This window comes from Flavobacterium rivuli WB 3.3-2 = DSM 21788 (assembly GCF_000378485.1).
Lineage (GTDB): Bacteria > Bacteroidota > Bacteroidia > Flavobacteriales > Flavobacteriaceae > Flavobacterium > Flavobacterium rivuli.
In genome coordinates this window covers 354,375-370,551 of sequence record NZ_KB899968.1, presented here as the reverse complement: position 1 = coordinate 370,551, position 16,177 = coordinate 354,375, and the positions used below count along the sequence as shown (strand labels likewise).

Sequence of the window (16,177 nt, the reverse complement as noted above, 5' to 3'; positions counted from 1 at the left end):
GCGAGACCAAAGTTACAAATATTTACAATACTATAAAATATCATGGATATTAACTTTAATAAAAACGAAGACCATAATAAGCTTTTACTATCTGACCTGAAACAAAAACTTGCCAAAGTAAAATTAGGCGGTGGCGAAAAACGTATAGAGAAACTGCATGCCGAAGGTAAAATGACTGCCCGTGAGCGCATTGACTATTTGCTGGACGAAAATGCCAATGCAATTGAGATTGGCGCTTTTACAGGAGATGGCATGTATGCAGAGCATGGTGGGTGCCCAAGCGGTGGCGTGGTTGTAAAAATAGGCTACATACGTGGCAGGCAATGTATTGTAGTAGCTAATGATGCTACCGTTAAAGCAGGTGCATGGTTTCCTATTACAGGTAAGAAAAACCTGCGCGCCCAGGAAATTGCTATGGAGAACCGTTTGCCTATAATCTACTTAGTAGACAGTGCCGGGGTTTACCTGCCTTTGCAGGATGAAATTTTCCCCGATAAAGAGCATTTTGGCCGCATATTTCGCAACAACGCAATAATGAGCAGTATGGGCATTACCCAGATTTCTGCGGTTATGGGTAGCTGCGTGGCAGGCGGGGCTTACCTGCCTATTATGAGCGACGAAGCTATGATTGTAGATAAAACGGGAAGTATTTTTCTTGCAGGGAGCTATCTTGTAAAAGCGGCTATAGGCGAAAGTATTGATAACGAAACTTTAGGCGGTGCTACAACACACTGCGAAATATCCGGAGTGACTGATTATAAAGCTAAAGATGATAAAGATGCTTTAGACAGGATAAAAAATATAATAGATAAGATAGGCGACTATAATAAAGCAGGCTTTAGCCGCGAAAAAACTGTTAAGCCAGCCCTGCCACAGGAAGATATTTATGGCATATTGCCCAAGCTTCGCAATGAGCAGTATGACATGATGGAAATTATTAAACGCCTGATTGACAATAGTGAATTTGAAGAATACAAGGCGGGTTATGGACAAACCATTATTACAGGCTATGCCCGTGTAGATGGATGGGCAGTGGGCATTGTAGCTAACCAGCGCAAGGTGGTTAAAACCAAAAAAGGCGAAATGCAGTTTGGCGGTGTTATATATAGTGATAGCGCCGATAAGGCTACCCGTTTTATAGCAAACTGTAACCAAAAGAAAATTCCGCTTGTGTTCCTGCAGGATGTTACCGGGTTTATGGTAGGCAGTAAATCAGAGCATGGAGGTATCATAAAAGATGGTGCTAAAATGGTTAATGCAGTAAGTAATTCGGTAGTGCCTAAATTTACTGTAGTTATAGGCAACTCGTATGGTGCGGGTAATTATGCCATGTGTGGTAAAGCTTATGATCCACGCCTTATTGTGGCCTGGCCAAGTGCCGAGCTTGCCGTTATGGGCGGAACCCAGGCCGCAAAGGTACTGGCACAAATAGAAGCCTCATCGCTTAAAGCAAAAGGTGAAGAGATCACGCCGGAAAAAGAAGCAGAAATGTTTGATAAAATAAAGGCAAGATACGATGCTCAAACATCTCCTTACTATGCCGCTGCACGTTTATGGACAGATGGTATAATAGACCCTCTTGACACCCGTAAATGGATATCGTTAGGTATAGAAGCAGCTAACCACTCCCCTATAGAAAAACAATTTAACCTTGGGGTTATACAGGTATAATATCAATATTATCCAAGTTAAATAAGTATGCCGGAAGTTGTTTTCCGGCGTACTTATTTTATATTTTTAAATCTTATCGAATCCACTCTTACACATGCCTTTGTAATGAAGAAGCTTTTTACACTGCTTTCTATTATTTTAACGGGAATTATTATCGCGAGCCTGTATGGGATAATTCATGATCAGATAACTTTTAGTATATCTCCAGAATATTACACAAAATTCAAATTTTACCAGTTTGGGCTGATGCAATCTCCTGAAGATCTTATAAAAAATCCAAGGCAAATGGCAATTGTTGTTGGCATTATGGCAACGTGGTGGATGGGTTTGATAATAGGGCTGATATTCAGCTTCATTGTCTTCAGCATTAAGCCTTACAAATTAGCCATAATTACTGCTCTTAAAGCTATGATATTTACAGTATTTATTACTTTTCTGACGGAATTATTGGGGTTAGCGTATGGTTATATTTTTCTCGCAGGCCATTCTAAAGAAAACTTTGAACAGTGGTGTATACCGGATACTATTACCGACCTGAACAGTTTTATAATTGTTGGGTCTATGCACAACTTCAGCTATCTTGGAGGACTAATAGGTTTAATAGTAGGAATAATTTATCTCGTAAAATTCAAAAGAAAGCATGTCTTGAGTCTATCTTACACCGATAATAATTATTGAAGTAACCCTAACAATTATAGGCAAATTTAAAGAAGAATTATTACTTTTTACTTTTCTTAGAGAATCCGTTAGACACAAATAGCACCAATTTTGCTTTTCGCTTTTTGGCAAAAAATTCCCAGTTAATTATAACACCCGTTACACAAATAGCCATGAGCGTTACTAACAGCGATATATAAATAACGTCATTAAGATTGTTTATGTAGGATAATTTTAAAACAAAAAAATACAATGATATAAAAAATACCACTACAGATAATATAAGGGAAAATAATTTCATAGACTTTTTACTTAAGCATTAAGTAAAGAGCAATTATACGGCAAATTGGGCAGAAAATAAATATTATATTACAGGTAATCTCCTCAAATTGCTACGGTTACAGGCAGCTGCTCTTTCATTATTACGCAGGCGTAAAGGTACTAACTTTTTTAAGTTATTTTTAACACAGCCGTTTTTTATTTTATTGTGTAAAAAGGTAATTATTTATCCTTTACTATTTTTTTGCCTGTTTTTTACCATCGGCTTTGGCAGCCTGTTTTTTATATAATGGTATAAAGTATGACAACGTATAGTTTAATCCTACCCCGAAATTACCATCATAAGTACGGTTAAAACCCGGTATATAAAGGTTATCAAAGTCTGCCGGCTTTTTTTGGGTAATCAATATATTAAGACGAACACTTACCCCAAGGAAAAGATTATCAAAAAGCTCTGCCTTTGCACCGCCCACAAGCTCTAACCAGTGTGCCGAAAGCCCGCTGTAATCGCGGTTAGCCTGCACTGTAACTTCTTCTAAATAATTAGTAGGTGTTACAGTAACAGATGTATCGTCTAACGTAGAGTTTTGATATACCTTATATGAATTTAACTTTTGGCTAAAATTAGAAAAGCCATAACGCCCCCCTATGTAGATCATGTTCTCCATGTCGAGCCAGTTAGTGTAAGCATTGTAATCGAAGCCTATTTTAATATAATTACCGGTAGTGGTAAAATTTAGCTGGGTATCATCTACAGTATATTTCAGGTTACCCAGCTCTGCGGCAGCATATATTTTTTTAGTAAGCCTGTAGTCGCCCACAAGCTCTATACCCCTGTAACCATCATCAAAAAAAGAACGGGCAAGCCGGTATGCATCTATACCTACACGCAACCCATAGCGGTCTGCTTTTACCGGTACAACTGTAACTGTATCCTTAGCGGGATCCTGGTTTAAAGGTTTAGCCTGCGGCTTGCCAGCCTGTTGAGAAAATGCCGAAAACGACACGAGCAGCATTACACTAAAAATAGATCTTAACATGTGCTTTATTTTCGTTTTCTATATTTTTGTTTTCTAAGGTAAACTCATCTATCCAAAAATGGTTCTCGCCCGGTGTATCTGTTAAAACTGGGTTTGGGTTAGCGTTTAAATTATCATCAAGTGTAAACATTACTTTATAGCCACACGCACGAGATACATATTCTTCTCTTGTGGTATATTTAAACTCTATAAAATCGGTATCGGGTATTACACCACCGGGAACAGATTGCGATGTCCTGTTAAATATTAAACCCCATCGTGTAGCAGTAGCATCTGTGCGCAATGGGAGGGCAATAGAATCTGTAGTACCTAAAGATACGGTATCCTTTCCTTCCATAAATACCTGCAAATTAATCACACTTTTTCGAGACACATGATTATTTGTATCGTAAAACCTTATAATAAGGCTTGGAGTTGTGGGTGTACTTTCGGGGCAAATATCATCTTTTTCGCAGCTCCATAAGTAACCGCAAATTAGGAGCAAAAGTGTAACAGAACCTATTAATCTTTTCATTAGGCAGCGCCTTTTTATTTATCGTTTTTGTAAAAGTACAACATTTTCTACGTGGTGCGTTTGCGGAAACATATCTACCGGGCGCACACGAACCACTTTATATACCTCATCCATAAGGGCAAGGTCGCGTGCCTGTGTAGCCGAATTACAGCTTACATAAACCACTTTTTCCGGAGCTATACGCAATATCTGTTCTACCACATCTTTGTGCATGCCATCTCGCGGAGGGTCGGTAATAATTACATCTGGGTGGCCGTGGGTGTCAATAAATTCTGCATTGAAAACATCTTTCATGTCTCCTACAAAAAACTCACAGTTTGTAATATTATTGCGTCTTGCGTTTTCTTTAGCATCCTCTATAGCTGCGGGTACAGATTCTACGCCTATTACCTTGCGGGCATCTCGCGACACAAACTGGGCAATAGTACCAGTACCCGTATAAAGGTCGTACACAAGCTCGTTACCGGTTAGTCCTGCAAAATCGCGGGTTATGCTGTAAAGTTCATACGCCTGGTCACTGTTTGTCTGGTAAAAAGATTTAGCGTTAATACTAAAGCTTAACCCTTCCATAGATTCAAGAATATAATCGCGCCCTTTGTACAGCACAATATCCTGGTCGTACAAAGTGTCGTTAGCTTTTTGGTTTACACAGTATTGCAGCGATGTTATAGATGGGAATTTATCTGCAAGGAAATCCAGCAGCATTTCCCTTTGCTCCTTATTATCATCAAAGAATTGTATAAGCACCATTATTTCGCCGGTTGAAGCCGTGCGAAGCATGAGCGTACGCAGCAGGCCACTGTGTTCGCGCGGGTTAAAAAAGTCCAGCCCGTGCTCATTAGCAAAATCACGAACGGCATTACGTATTAGGTTACTTGGGTCTTCCTGCAGGTGGCAATGGGTAATATCTAAAATTTTATCCCACATGCGCGGGATATGGAAGCCCAGCGCATTACGGTTATCAAACTCTACACCGCTTTGCACTTCGTTATCGGTCATCCAACGCGCGTTAGAGAAAGAAAATTCCATTTTATTGCGGTAAAAAAAGTGTTTATGGCTGCCTTTTATCGGCTCAAATTCCGGCAACTCTACTTTACCTATACGTTTAAGGTGGTTGTATACCTCTCGGTTTTTATAATATAATTGCTTTTCGTAATTCATATTCTGCCACTTGCAGCCACCACAGGCACCAAAATGTTGGCACGGCGGTATAACCCTGTCGGCAGAATATTCATGAAAATGTACGGCCTTACCTTCGTAATAGGCCTTGCGTTTTTTAAACGTTTGCACATCTACCACATCGCCCGGCACTACATTTGGTATAAAAATAACCTTTCCATCCGGAGCTTTAGCTACAGATACGCCTTTTGCACCGGCATCAAGCACATCTATATTATTAAATACAATCTTGTCTGTTGTCTTTCTTCCCATGGCGCAAAAATAAACTATTTTTGCAATTAATCATTTAGCAAAAATCACATGCCAGTATATTTAGCACTTTTTCGCGGGATAAATGTAAGCGGACATAACATGATAAAAATGGATGCCCTTAAAAAACTTATGGAAGCAGAGGGTTACATAAATGTGGAAACGTACATACAAAGCGGAAATGTAGTTTTTGAAAGCCCGCAAACAAACAGGGATAAAATTGCCAAAGACCTTGAAATACTTATGTATAAAGAGTACGGACACAATGTGGTAATTTTTATTCTTGAAGAAGCCGACCTTGCCAAAATAGTTGCCAATAACCCTTATGCAAAGCGCGAACCCGAAGGACAGGGAGTCAAGAAATTCTTTGTAGCATTTCTTAGTGGTACACCCGGCGGCGCAGGGATAGATCAGCTTAAAAAGTATAACCGCGGTGATGATGTTTTTAAGGTTATAGATAATGTATTATACCTAAAACTTGCTACCAGCGCAGCCGATTCTAAGCTTACCAATGTTTTTATAGAGAACAAAATGAACATTAAAGCCACTACCCGCAACTGGAACACTACTTTAAAAATGCTGGAGATGCTGGAGGGAAGGAGATAAGTTAGAATTAAGATTTTAGATTTCAGATTTCAGATTGAGTTTCACTCCTATTTTTTGAGTTCCCAAAGAACGGCATGTTTATAGAAAATAAGCAAAGACCAACAAAAGAGCTCCGGAGGAGCGGCATAATTATTTCATGCCGCTCCTCCGGAGCTCTATAAATATATACCTAATTATTTTCTCTATAAACATGCCGTTCCTCCGGAACTCACAGCAATTAAGCTTAAGATTTAGTAATTATAGGTTTTAAAATGACATGAGAGTGTAGCTCAATCTGAAATGTAACTTCTGAAATCTGAAATTGATTAAAAAAGCCCTTCAATAGAAAGGTAACGCTCTCCTGTATCATAATTAAAGGTAAGCACCACGGCATCTTCAGGAATTTCGGCCAGTTTTTTATTAACCGCAGCAAGCGATGCCCCTGTAGAAATACCTGCCAGTATCCCTTCTTCTTTAGCAATGTTACGGGCATAATCAAATGCTTCGTCTTTGCCCACCTGTATTACACCATCTATAACATCTTTGTTGTAAATAGACGGTACAAAACCGGCACCTATACCCTGCAAAGGGTGCAGCCCGGGGTTACCACCGCTTAATACCGGCGATGCTTCGGGCTCTACAGCAAATACTTTTACATTAGGGAATTTTTCTTTTACTGCCTGGGCAACACCGGTTATGTGGCCACCGGTACCCACGCCGGTAATTATATAATCTATCCCATCAGGGAAATCGGCAATAATTTCCTGAGCCGTGGTTTTTTTATGAACCTCAACATTAGCAGGGTTATCAAACTGGCGCGGCGACCATGCATTTGGCGTAGCCCCGGTAAGTTCGGCAGCTTTTGCAATAGCGCCTTTCATACCCAGTTCGCGAGGGGTAAGCTCGAATTCTGCCCCGTAAATAGACATTAGTTTCCTGCGCTCTACACTCATACTTTCGGGCATTACAAGTATAAGCTTATACCCTTTTACAGCCGCTACAAGTGCCAGCCCTATACCTGTATTGCCGCTTGTAGGCTCTATAATAACGCTGTCTTTATTAAGCAGGCCTTTAGCTTCGGCATCTTCAATCATAGCCAGGGCAATCCTGTCTTTAATGCTGTTGCCGGGATTATTACGCTCCAGTTTTATGTAAACATTATGGTCAGGAAAAAGCTTACTCAGCTTAACGTGGGGTGTATTCCCTATGGTTTCTAAAATGCTATTGACTTTCATTATATTGATATTTATATTACAAAATTTAAAGGCTCAGGAAACACTTCCCTGCTTTTTACAGATGCTTCGCTCTTGTGGTACACCAGCGAGTTTGCGGGAACGGAATTAGTTATCCACACATTGCCCCCTATTATACAGCCATGCCCTATTACTGTTTTACCGCCCAGTATGGTAGCATTGGCATATATGGTAACCTCATTACCTATTGTAGGATGGCGCTTCACTTCGGCCTCTGCCTTGCTCACGCTTAGTGCACCTAAAGTTACCCCCTGATACATTTTTACATCATTGCCTATTACAGATGTTTCTCCCACTACGATACCTGTACCATGGTCTATAAAAAAGCGTTCGCCAATGGTAGCACCGGGATGAATATCTATACCTGTTTTACCATGCACATACTCGCTAAGCATGCGCGGCAATACCGGCACATGGTTAACCCAAAGCTCGTGGGCAACACGATAAACGGCAATTGCAAAAAATCCGGGGTAAGAAACCAGTACTTCTGTACGTGATTTTGCTGCAGGGTCAAACTCAAAAATAGCTTTGAGGTCATCTTCAAGTTTTTGATGAAGTATAATTGCATTATTATTTAACAAAAAGATTAATGACGGAATTTTATCATTATCAATACCGGTTAATTCAAGCAGTCCTGAGAGTATTTGTCCAAGCTCATTTTCTTTTTGCAAAAAGTAATCGTAGTTGCCGTATTGTGGACCTATGCAAAACAGCCAGTGGAAGAATTCTTCTATCCAGTACTCTACCTGTGCTTTGTCCGGCAATACTCCGGCTTTTAAGTAATTGGCCGTATAAATGGGATGTTTCATAACTAAGTCTTAAAAACTGTATTCATAAAAGCTAATGCCTGTTATGTGTAAGGCTTATAACAGGTAAACTTACAGGGCTTATAATCAAAGTGCCTCCGCAGCAAAAACATGAGGCACAAAAACAAATGTAAGGAAAAAACAAACAGAAGTCTACTAACTTAGTAGATTTATATTGCAGTTAACATTAACACACAAAAGGTATAATAGACTGTAAAAAGCAAATCAAAATTTCTAAATTATGACACTTTATTAGACAATGAATTTAATCGCTACAAATTTTTAAAATAGAAATATTATATTAACAATTACTTTATGTAAATCTATACAACATTTTGGTAAACAATACATAAATATCGTTTAATAGAAATTATCTATGGCTATTCCCGAAACCGTTTTATGTTAATAATGTGTTAATACAGGTATTAAACAAACGTTTAATTTAAACAAGTGTTTAACTTTGTGCTATAATTTGAATATGAGTTATGACGGAGTATAATGATAAACAACTTGAGATATTGCAGGCAGCCGAAAAGCTGTTTGCCGAAGATGGTTTTGATGGTGCTTCTATAAGGCATATTGCCAGGGATGCAAATGTTAACATTGCCATGATATCGTATTATTTTGGGTCGAAAGAAAAACTGCTGGAGGCACTTATAATACAACGCACATCGGGCATGAAAATGCAGCTCGAAAATATATCGAGAGAGGACCTCTCCCCTACCGAAAAGGTAGACCGCCTTATAGATCTTTACATATCGCGCATTAATAAAAACAAATGCATGTACCAGATAATGCACTTTGAGCTTTCTACAAAAAAAAGGATTCTTAACATGGAATCTTTTATGGATATGAAAAAGGAGAACTCTGCAATTTTCAACAAGATAATAGTAGACGGGCAGGAAAAAGGTTTTTTTAGGAAAGACATAAATAATGCCCTTATTACAACTACCATTTTAGGGACGCTTACCCACTTTCATACCAACAGGTTTTATTTTGAGAAAACCCTTGGACTGGACACTGAGGAAGCTTATGAAGCATACATAGCAAACGAATTGACACTACATATTAAACAAACCATTAAAGCGCTTTTAGCACATGAAAATTAAATATCTACTGCCGGGAAGCCTCCTTCTTTTCTCTGTTGCAATGCAGGCACAGGAAAAGAAACCGCTATCGCTGGACGAGGCAATATCTATTGCAGTTTCTCAAAGTACTGAGGCCGGCCTTGCCAACACAAGGGTAACTACCTCCCAGTATGAGGTTGACAATGTTAAGAACACTGCATATCCTGATTTTAAAATTTCGGGGCAATACCTTAGGGTTACAAACCCTACCGTAAATTACAAACTGGCTACAAACAATGCCGACGCTGATGCAGAAGACGGGACAACCACTGCATCGCCAAAGGTAAACCAGGTAGTTTTTGGACAGGCTGCCCTTAGCATGCCGTTATTTGCAGGTTTCAAAATAAAGAACAGCATTGCAGCCAGCCAGAACATGTATAAGGCACAAACGTTTAACGCTGCCAATACTAAGGAACAGGTAGCTATGCAAACCATAATCCTGTATGCAAATTTGTACAAAGCACAGCAATCGGTACTGCTTATAGAAGAAAACCTTAAAAGTGCCAACCAGCGCGTTACCGATTTTACAGCCATGGAAGAAAACGGGCTTATTGCCCGTAACGACCTGCTAAAATCGCAATTACAGGCAAGCAACATCCAGCTATCGTTAGACGATGCCAAAAAAATGGTATCTACCCTAAACTACCAGCTTGTAATATTGCTTAAATTACCACAAGGAACACAGATTGCCGTGAGCGATGCTTACTTTAAAAATGCAGGTGGTATAACACCATCTGTAACCGAAAGTGAAGCCATTGCACAGCGTAACGACTTAGAGGCACTTAGATGGCAGCAAAAAGCGTCTGAAGCTAATATTAAAGTAGCTAAGGCGGCGTACTATCCTTCATTATCATTCTCTGCAGGCTATGTAGCCCTAAATATCCAGAATGTGGTGTCTGTTTACAATGCGGTTAACTTTGGCGTAGGTGTGTCTTATGATATATCTAACATCTTTAAAAACCGTAAACAGGTTAAGGCTGCCGAAAGCAGAAGTGAGGAAGCGAAACAGGAGGTAGAGTTACTAACCGACAGGGTTAAAGTACAGGTACAGGAATCTTTAGAGAACTACAACCTCTCGCTTAAACAAAATAAAGTATATACAGAGGCTGTTGCACAGGCCGATGAAAATTACCGTATTGTAAAAGACAAATATGATAATGGCCTTGTAGATACCAACGACCTGCTTGAAGCCGATGTGCAAAAATTACAGTCGCAGCTTAACCAGGCATTCTCTAAAGCCGATATTACGCAACGCTTTTATGAACTGCTTAACGCATCAGGCAAACTAACTAATTCGTTCAATCTTACCAAAAACAAATAATCAGCCATGGAAACCACGGAAAAAAAGAAATCTAACAAAAAGTTCCTTGTAATACTTATTGCCCTTGTAGTAGTGGGCGGAGGTTACGGAGGTTACAAATACATACACGGGCAGTCTCACGAAACTACAGATGATGCCCAGATAGAAAAAAACATGAGCCCTATATTACCAAGGGTTACCGGTTACATAACTAAGATTTATGTAAAAGATAACGACGTGGTTAAAAAAGGCGATACCCTGTTTACTATTGATGATAAAGATTATGCTGTTCGTGTAGCCGATGCCGAAGCGCAACTTTTAGCAGCACAGGGCAGCTTTGAAGTAGCTAAAGCAGATATTAGCGGTACTGCTGCAGGAGTATCTGTAAGTGATGCTAACATACAATCGTCTAAAGGAAATATCGAAGCTGCTAAAGTAAGGCTGTGGAGAGCTAACAACGACTTTGTGCGTTACCAGAACCTTTACAATAATAAAAGCATTACCAAGCAACAATTTGAGCAGGCTGATGCTGCTAAGAAAGAAGCTGAGGCAGAACTTAATGTTCTTAAACAGGCTGTAGCTGCAAGCACGTCTCAAAGGGCGGCAAGCGTATCAAGAAGCAATGTATCCGGAAAACAGACAGAAGTTGCACAGGCTAACATAAAAAGGGCTCAGGCTGCGCTTGATGCTGCCAAGCTTAACCTTTCTTACACTGTGGTTACTGCCGCTGTAGACGGGCAGGTATCTACCATAGACATTCAGCCGGGGCAATTGGTACAGCCGGGACAAGCTTTGTTTTACATCCTTGATACTACAAACGGATGGGTTGTAGCCAACTTTAAAGAAACTCAGGTTACAAAAATGAAAGAAGGCCAAAAAGTTACCTTTACTGCAGATGCTTACCCGGATGTAGAGTTTGAAGGTGTACTTACATCTTTCTCTCCTGCTACCGGTGCACGTTTCTCTTTACTGCCTCCTGATAATGCTACGGGTAACTTTGTAAAAACAGTACAAAGGCTGCCGGTAAGGATTAATATTACCGAAAACAACGATAAAGAAAAAGTAAAACTTTTACGCTCTGGTATGAACGTAGAGGTAGATGTACACTTAAACTAATACTATGGCAGGAGCAACAGTCCAATCAGAAGACAGTTTGGTTCTATACGGCTTCGATCGCGTTATTATTACAATAACAGCAGTACTTTGTGCCCTGCTCGAAATTGTAGATACCACGATTGTTAACGTAGCGCTAAACGAAATGCGTGGCAGCCTTGGGGCAACATTAACAGATGTTGCCTGGGTAATTACCGCTTATGCAATAGCAAACGTAATTGTAATACCCATGACAAGCTGGCTATCCCAGCAGTTTGGCAGGCGTAATTATTTTGCAGCATCTATTATTATATTCACAGTAGCCTCTTTTGCCTGTGGTAACGCCGATAATATTTGGGAGCTTGTAACATTTAGGTTTATACAGGGTATGGGTGGTGGTGCCCTGCTGGTAACAGCACAGACCATTATTACAGAAAGCTACCCGGCAGAAAAACGTGGTATAGCCCAGGCCATTTATGGTATGGGTGTAATTGTAGGGCCCACCCTTGGCCCGCCCCTTGGGGGCTGGATAGTAGATAACTGGTCATGGCCTTATATATTTTACATAAACGTACCTTTAGGCATAATAGCTACCATGCTAAGCCTTATTTATGTTAAGAGCCCTAAATATGGCGAAAAGCTAAAGGCAAGCCAGGTAGACTGGTGGGGTATCCTGTTCCTAATTGCTTTTATTGGCTCCCTGCAGTTTGTATTAGAACATGGGCAGCAGGATGACTGGTTTGAATCGCATGAAATTGTAACACTTAGTATAGTTGCCGTATTTGGTTTACTTGCATTCATCTGGAGGGAAAGTGTATATGAACACCCTATTGTAAACCTCAGCGTGCTTAACGACGCCAACCTGCGCATAGGTACCATAATGTGTTTTATACTGGGTTTTGGTTTGTATGGGTCTACGTTTGTAATCCCCATCTATACGCAGTCTATTTTAGGTTGGCCCGCGCTTGATGCCGGTATGCTGTTAATACCAAGCTCATTAATGACTGCCTTTATGATGCCTTTTATAGGTAAGATGATACAAAACGGTGTACCGCAAACCTATATGGTTGCAACCGGGTTTATGGTGTTCTTTGGCTTTACCTTCTGGATGTACAGTATTATGACACCAAACACAGGTGCAGAACACATGTTTTGGCCGTTAATACTACGAGGTATAGGCTTAGGTTTACTTTTTGTACCTATTACAACTATGGCGCTTTCTACCCTTAAGGGTAAAAGCATAGGCGAAGGCGCAGCCTTTACCGGAATGATGCGCCAGCTTGGCGGTTCATTTGGTATAGCGCTTATCTCAACCTTTATTACCCGTTTTACACAATCGCACAGGGTTAACCTTGTAGCTCATGAAACTGCGACCGATTTCCAGACACAACAACACCTATTGCAGTTGCAGCGCGGCTTCATGTCGAGGGGATTAAGTGCATCTGAAGCATTAAATAAAGCTTATGCAGCTATGGACGGCGCGGTAATGAAACAGGCCACCGTACTATCATATATGGATGTGTTTTTATACCTGGGCATATTGTTCCTTATCTGTATACCGTTTATACTATTGGTTAAACAGGGTAAGAGCAAGGTAGATATGTCATCGGTACATTAAGATTTTAGATTGTTGGATCATTAGAAAGATGACAGACTGAAGATAATAGACAATAATCTTAAAAACTCAATAAAATTTAACTTTGCCTAACCAGCGCGAACCTGGCACACCCTTAAAAAGTGTGTCAGGTTTTTTTAAAACCATAAATTATGAATGCAAAATATAACCAGTACAAAATTACTTTAGAGCATACCCACAACCCTAAAGATGAAGAGCTGCAACAGCCGGTTGTTGTAGAATTTGATAACCATGATAACATTTTCAACATTATAAAAATAATGCAGGAACGCGACCTTTTTAATGATGTAAACCAGTCGGCAGAGTTTGCCATTGGCTTAAAGCTATTTAGCGAGGTAATGCTACGCAATAAAGACAACGCTTTGCTTGAAGAGTTTCTGCCTGCCTTTAAAGATTTCATGAAGAAATTGAAAGAAGGAATGTAGTTCTCAGTCGCAGTCACAGCTGACAGAATGTGTCGTTCCATTTCGACGAAGGAGAAATCTTAATAATAAATACAGATTTCTCCTTGGTCGAAATGGAATAACTTAAATTACTCCAATATAAAATCAATATCTGTCACCTTATTATCCCCGGATATCCCAAAACGCAGGTTCACTTCGGCTTTTTTCATAAAAGGTGTGGCAAGCAGCGCAGGTTTAATAGTTTTAAATAATTCTTCGGCACTGTCTCCATAAAAATATAGAAAGCCATCAAGCATATCTAATGCCATCTGGTGCCCATCCAGCTCACCGGTACCGGAATTATATAACAGTATCCTCAGTTTGCTTTCCAATTCATGTAGCGGCTCAAGGTTTGTGTGTCCGTAATTAAAAAAGATAACGACTCCCTGCCTCTTATTTTTCTCTGAACTGTCATTGTTCAGTAAATCGTTGAAATTCATGTTTTTTTCCTGTCTTTTATCTATTATCTCAAGTCTTTAAGCTCTATCTCGTAAAAACAAGTGTGTTACCTTCACTCAGCTTTGGGTCAAAGCGGTATCCATCATAATCAAACCCTTTCAGCCCTTTTAACGTCTTTACGTTTTTATCTATAATGTAACGTACCATCATGCCTCGCGCCTTCTTTGCAAAAAAGCTTACCATGCGCAGGTTGCCGTCTTTATAATCTTTAAATTCCGGTACAATAACCGGCACTTTAAGGGCTTTAGCATCTACAGCATCAAAATATTCTTTACTGGCAAGGTTTACAAACAATTCACCATCTTTAAGTTCATCGTTAAGCGATTGCGTAATGATGTTTTTCCAGTATTCATATAAATTTTTGTTCTCCCCTATTGGCAGTTGCGTACCCATTTCCAGTCGGTACGGTTGCATAAGGTCAAGTGGCTTTAATAAACCATATAAGCCAGACAGTATGCGCAGGCAATCCTGTAGTTTGGTCAATTTAGCTACAGGCAAAGTGTAGGCATCAAAGCCGGTGTACACATCGCCGTTAAAGGCATATATGGCAGGGCGGGCATTTTTCGCCGTAAACGGAGTTTTCCACTCCTGGTTGCGCTGCCAGTTAAGGTCGGCCAGCTTATCACTTATGTGCATTAGTTCCATTAGCTCTGCCGGCGATTTTTCCTTAACAGCTTCGTGCACCACTTTAGCATCATTTAAAAAAGCAGGCTGTGTATGTTTTTTTGTGGGAAGTTTAGTTTCAAAATCCAGCGATTTAGCCGGCGATATAACAATTTTCATGTATTGCGGTTTATATATCAAAAGTACTAATAGAATGCTATACCTGCAAGCACGATTTTTAGCCTAAAGAACCTATTGCCACAAAGATTTTCTTAATTCGTTGAATTTGTGAAATTCGTGGCATAAATTTTATCATGCATAAGAAAATTATGTATGTTTGTAATATTAGCCAATAAACCAAAACAAACCATGTCAGAATACATCATCCAGACTCATGGACTCAATTTTAATTATTCTAAACAGCGCAAAGTACTCGACGACGTATCGTTAAACATCCCTAAAGGTTCTATTTATGGTTTCCTGGGGCCTAACGGTGCCGGTAAATCGACCACAATGCGATTGCTTACGGGTATTTTGCCGGAGCAGGAAAACTCCATACAAATTTTCGGCAAGCCATTGGCAGGCCAGTTACCACAGGTGTTCGATAATATAGGGTCGCTTGTAGAGAGCCCTGCACTGTACCTGCACCTTAGCGGTACCGATAACCTTAAGTATATTGCCAAGCTGCGCAACCTGCCCGAAACTAAGATTGCCGAAGTACTAAGCCTTGTGGGCCTTACCCGCGATGCCAAGCGTAAGGCCAGGCAATACTCTCTGGGTATGAAACAGCGCCTTGCCATTGCTATGGCACTGCTAAGCGAACCGCAATTGCTTTTACTGGACGAACCTGTAAACGGGCTTGACCCTAACGGTATGCGCGATATAAGGCAGTTGCTTGTAAAACTGAATAAAGAAAAGGGCATTACCATATTTGTATCGAGCCACTTACTTGCCGAAATTGAAAGGATGTGTACCCATGTGGGCATTATTAGTAATGGCAAATTACGTTTTGAAGGTACTATTGAAGAACTTGGCCAACAATCGGGCACCTGCAAAATTATGGTATCTCTTAAAGATGCCGAAGCCTGGCTGCCTAAACTGGCTATAGACCACCCTACTGCAATACAGGAAAGCCAGTCGCAACTGGTGCTGGAGCTGCCGGGGCGCGAAGCTATACCCGCATTTGCCAAAGCCCTTGTAAACAGCGGTGCCGAAGTATATGAAATAAAGATACTTAACGGCCTCGAAGAATGGTTTATGGCGCTTGTAAATCAACAATAACAC

The 16,177-nt window shown here is 40.2% G+C and carries 17 protein-coding genes; 9 read left to right on the top strand and 8 right to left on the bottom strand.

Going from position 1 to position 16,177, the window contains the following annotated elements; all coding sequences use genetic code 11:
* Positions 1 to 42: 42 nt before the first annotated feature.
* Together F565_RS0108455 and F565_RS21370 are read left to right on the top strand one after the other, a co-directional pair.
* Positions 43 to 1,671 carry an acyl-CoA carboxylase subunit beta gene (locus tag F565_RS0108455; protein ID WP_020212784.1) on the top strand — a complete coding sequence of 543 codons (1,629 nt, stop codon included), beginning with the start codon at positions 43 to 45 and terminating at the stop codon, positions 1,669 to 1,671.
* A gap of 105 nt (positions 1,672 to 1,776) precedes the next feature.
* Positions 1,777 to 2,349, top strand: a complete 573-nt coding sequence (locus F565_RS21370; RefSeq protein WP_020212783.1) for a hypothetical protein — start codon at positions 1,777 to 1,779, stop codon at positions 2,347 to 2,349.
* 40 nt (positions 2,350 to 2,389) lie between these two features.
* On the opposite strand, the gene F565_RS0108445 is transcribed toward F565_RS21370, so the two are convergent.
* The 4 genes from F565_RS0108445 to rlmD form a co-directional block, all read right to left on the bottom strand.
* Entirely contained in the window at positions 2,390 to 2,629 is a 240-nt protein-coding gene (locus F565_RS0108445) for a hypothetical protein (RefSeq protein ID WP_020212782.1), read from the bottom strand.
* 214 nt (positions 2,630 to 2,843) lie between these two features.
* On the bottom strand, positions 2,844 to 3,647 hold the full coding sequence (locus F565_RS0108440; RefSeq protein WP_020212781.1) for a DUF6048 family protein: 804 nt from the start codon (positions 3,645 to 3,647) through the stop codon (positions 2,844 to 2,846).
* Positions 3,628 to 4,161 (bottom strand): DUF6452 family protein, encoded by a 534-nt coding sequence (locus F565_RS0108435; RefSeq protein ID WP_020212780.1) that lies wholly within the window; start codon positions 4,159 to 4,161, stop codon positions 3,628 to 3,630. Before F565_RS0108435 ends, F565_RS0108440 begins: the two co-directional genes overlap by 20 nt.
* A gap of 18 nt (positions 4,162 to 4,179) precedes the next feature.
* A complete protein-coding gene (gene rlmD, locus F565_RS0108430) occupies positions 4,180 to 5,592 on the bottom strand; it encodes a 23S rRNA (uracil(1939)-C(5))-methyltransferase RlmD (protein WP_020212779.1) in 1,413 nt (470 codons plus the stop codon).
* 48 nt (positions 5,593 to 5,640) lie between these two features.
* Between rlmD and F565_RS0108425 the strand changes: the two genes are divergently transcribed.
* Complete coding sequence (locus tag F565_RS0108425; RefSeq protein ID WP_020212778.1) at positions 5,641 to 6,195, top strand: DUF1697 domain-containing protein; 555 nt, start codon at positions 5,641 to 5,643, stop codon at positions 6,193 to 6,195.
* Positions 6,196 to 6,500: 305 nt separating this feature from the next.
* Here F565_RS0108425 and cysK read toward each other — a convergent pair whose 3' ends face one another.
* Positions 6,501 to 7,409: a cysteine synthase A gene (gene cysK, locus F565_RS0108420; RefSeq protein WP_020212777.1), complete on the bottom strand. Its 909-nt coding sequence runs from the start codon at positions 7,407 to 7,409 to the stop codon at positions 6,501 to 6,503.
* A gap of 11 nt (positions 7,410 to 7,420) precedes the next feature.
* Positions 7,421 to 8,236, bottom strand: a complete 816-nt coding sequence (epsC, locus tag F565_RS0108415) for a serine O-acetyltransferase EpsC (protein ID WP_020212776.1) — start codon at positions 8,234 to 8,236, stop codon at positions 7,421 to 7,423.
* A gap of 482 nt (positions 8,237 to 8,718) precedes the next feature.
* Here epsC and F565_RS0108410 point away from each other — a divergent pair, with 482 nt between their 5' ends.
* The 5 genes from F565_RS0108410 to F565_RS0108390 all read left to right on the top strand — a co-directional run bounded on the left by F565_RS0108410 (position 8,719) and on the right by F565_RS0108390 (position 13,813).
* Complete coding sequence (locus tag F565_RS0108410; protein WP_020212775.1) at positions 8,719 to 9,342, top strand: TetR family transcriptional regulator; 624 nt, start codon at positions 8,719 to 8,721, stop codon at positions 9,340 to 9,342.
* Positions 9,332 to 10,681 (top strand): TolC family protein, encoded by a 1,350-nt coding sequence (locus tag F565_RS0108405; RefSeq protein ID WP_020212774.1) that lies wholly within the window; start codon positions 9,332 to 9,334, stop codon positions 10,679 to 10,681. Before F565_RS0108410 ends, F565_RS0108405 begins: the two co-directional genes overlap by 11 nt.
* Positions 10,682 to 10,687: 6 nt before the next feature.
* Complete coding sequence (locus F565_RS0108400) at positions 10,688 to 11,776, top strand: HlyD family secretion protein (RefSeq protein ID WP_020212773.1); 1,089 nt, start codon at positions 10,688 to 10,690, stop codon at positions 11,774 to 11,776.
* Positions 11,777 to 11,780: 4 nt separating this feature from the next.
* Positions 11,781 to 13,370 (top strand): MDR family MFS transporter, encoded by a 1,590-nt coding sequence (locus F565_RS0108395; protein WP_020212772.1) that lies wholly within the window; start codon positions 11,781 to 11,783, stop codon positions 13,368 to 13,370.
* A gap of 149 nt (positions 13,371 to 13,519) precedes the next feature.
* Positions 13,520 to 13,813, top strand: coding sequence for a DUF3861 domain-containing protein (locus F565_RS0108390; RefSeq protein WP_020212771.1), 294 nt, complete (start codon positions 13,520 to 13,522; stop codon positions 13,811 to 13,813).
* A gap of 107 nt (positions 13,814 to 13,920) precedes the next feature.
* Here the strand turns inward: F565_RS0108390 and F565_RS0108385 are convergent, their stop codons facing one another.
* Positions 13,921 to 14,271: a hypothetical protein gene (locus F565_RS0108385; protein WP_020212770.1), complete on the bottom strand. Its 351-nt coding sequence runs from the start codon at positions 14,269 to 14,271 to the stop codon at positions 13,921 to 13,923.
* A 43-nt stretch (positions 14,272 to 14,314) separates the two neighbouring features.
* Positions 14,315 to 15,073 (bottom strand): peroxide stress protein YaaA, encoded by a 759-nt coding sequence (gene yaaA, locus F565_RS0108380; RefSeq protein ID WP_020212769.1) that lies wholly within the window; start codon positions 15,071 to 15,073, stop codon positions 14,315 to 14,317.
* A gap of 153 nt (positions 15,074 to 15,226) precedes the next feature.
* Between yaaA and F565_RS0108375 the strand changes: the two genes are divergently transcribed.
* The gene (locus F565_RS0108375; protein ID WP_020212768.1) at positions 15,227 to 16,174 is read left to right on the top strand and encodes an ABC transporter ATP-binding protein; all 948 of its coding nucleotides are present in this window, start codon (positions 15,227 to 15,229) and stop codon (positions 16,172 to 16,174) included.
* Positions 16,175 to 16,177: the final 3 nt, after the last annotated feature.

What these genes read in the sequence shown, in the direction of transcription:
- F565_RS0108435 (WP_020212780.1), bottom strand. Translation starts at nt 4,161, where the DNA reads ATGAAAAGATTAATAGGTTCTGTTACACTTTTGCTCCTAATTTGCGGT.
- F565_RS0108375 (WP_020212768.1), top strand. Translation starts at nt 15,227, where the DNA reads ATGTTTGTAATATTAGCCAATAAACCAAAACAAACCATGTCAGAATAC.
- F565_RS0108440 (WP_020212781.1), bottom strand. Translation starts at nt 3,647, where the DNA reads ATGTTAAGATCTATTTTTAGTGTAATGCTGCTCGTGTCGTTTTCGGCA.
- rlmD (WP_020212779.1), bottom strand. Translation starts at nt 5,592, where the DNA reads ATGGGAAGAAAGACAACAGACAAGATTGTATTTAATAATATAGATGTG.
- cysK (WP_020212777.1), bottom strand. Translation starts at nt 7,409, where the DNA reads ATGAAAGTCAATAGCATTTTAGAAACCATAGGGAATACACCCCACGTT.
- F565_RS21370 (WP_020212783.1), top strand. Translation starts at nt 1,777, where the DNA reads ATGAAGAAGCTTTTTACACTGCTTTCTATTATTTTAACGGGAATTATT.
- F565_RS0108395 (WP_020212772.1), top strand. Translation starts at nt 11,781, where the DNA reads ATGGCAGGAGCAACAGTCCAATCAGAAGACAGTTTGGTTCTATACGGC.
- F565_RS0108400 (WP_020212773.1), top strand. Translation starts at nt 10,688, where the DNA reads ATGGAAACCACGGAAAAAAAGAAATCTAACAAAAAGTTCCTTGTAATA.
- F565_RS0108425 (WP_020212778.1), top strand. Translation starts at nt 5,641, where the DNA reads ATGCCAGTATATTTAGCACTTTTTCGCGGGATAAATGTAAGCGGACAT.
- F565_RS0108405 (WP_020212774.1), top strand. Translation starts at nt 9,332, where the DNA reads ATGAAAATTAAATATCTACTGCCGGGAAGCCTCCTTCTTTTCTCTGTT.
- yaaA (WP_020212769.1), bottom strand. Translation starts at nt 15,073, where the DNA reads ATGAAAATTGTTATATCGCCGGCTAAATCGCTGGATTTTGAAACTAAA.
- F565_RS0108390 (WP_020212771.1), top strand. Translation starts at nt 13,520, where the DNA reads ATGAATGCAAAATATAACCAGTACAAAATTACTTTAGAGCATACCCAC.
- F565_RS0108385 (WP_020212770.1), bottom strand. Translation starts at nt 14,271, where the DNA reads ATGAATTTCAACGATTTACTGAACAATGACAGTTCAGAGAAAAATAAG.
- F565_RS0108455 (WP_020212784.1), top strand. Translation starts at nt 43, where the DNA reads ATGGATATTAACTTTAATAAAAACGAAGACCATAATAAGCTTTTACTA.
- epsC (WP_020212776.1), bottom strand. Translation starts at nt 8,236, where the DNA reads ATGAAACATCCCATTTATACGGCCAATTACTTAAAAGCCGGAGTATTG.
- F565_RS0108410 (WP_020212775.1), top strand. Translation starts at nt 8,719, where the DNA reads ATGACGGAGTATAATGATAAACAACTTGAGATATTGCAGGCAGCCGAA.
- F565_RS0108445 (WP_020212782.1), bottom strand. Translation starts at nt 2,629, where the DNA reads ATGAAATTATTTTCCCTTATATTATCTGTAGTGGTATTTTTTATATCA.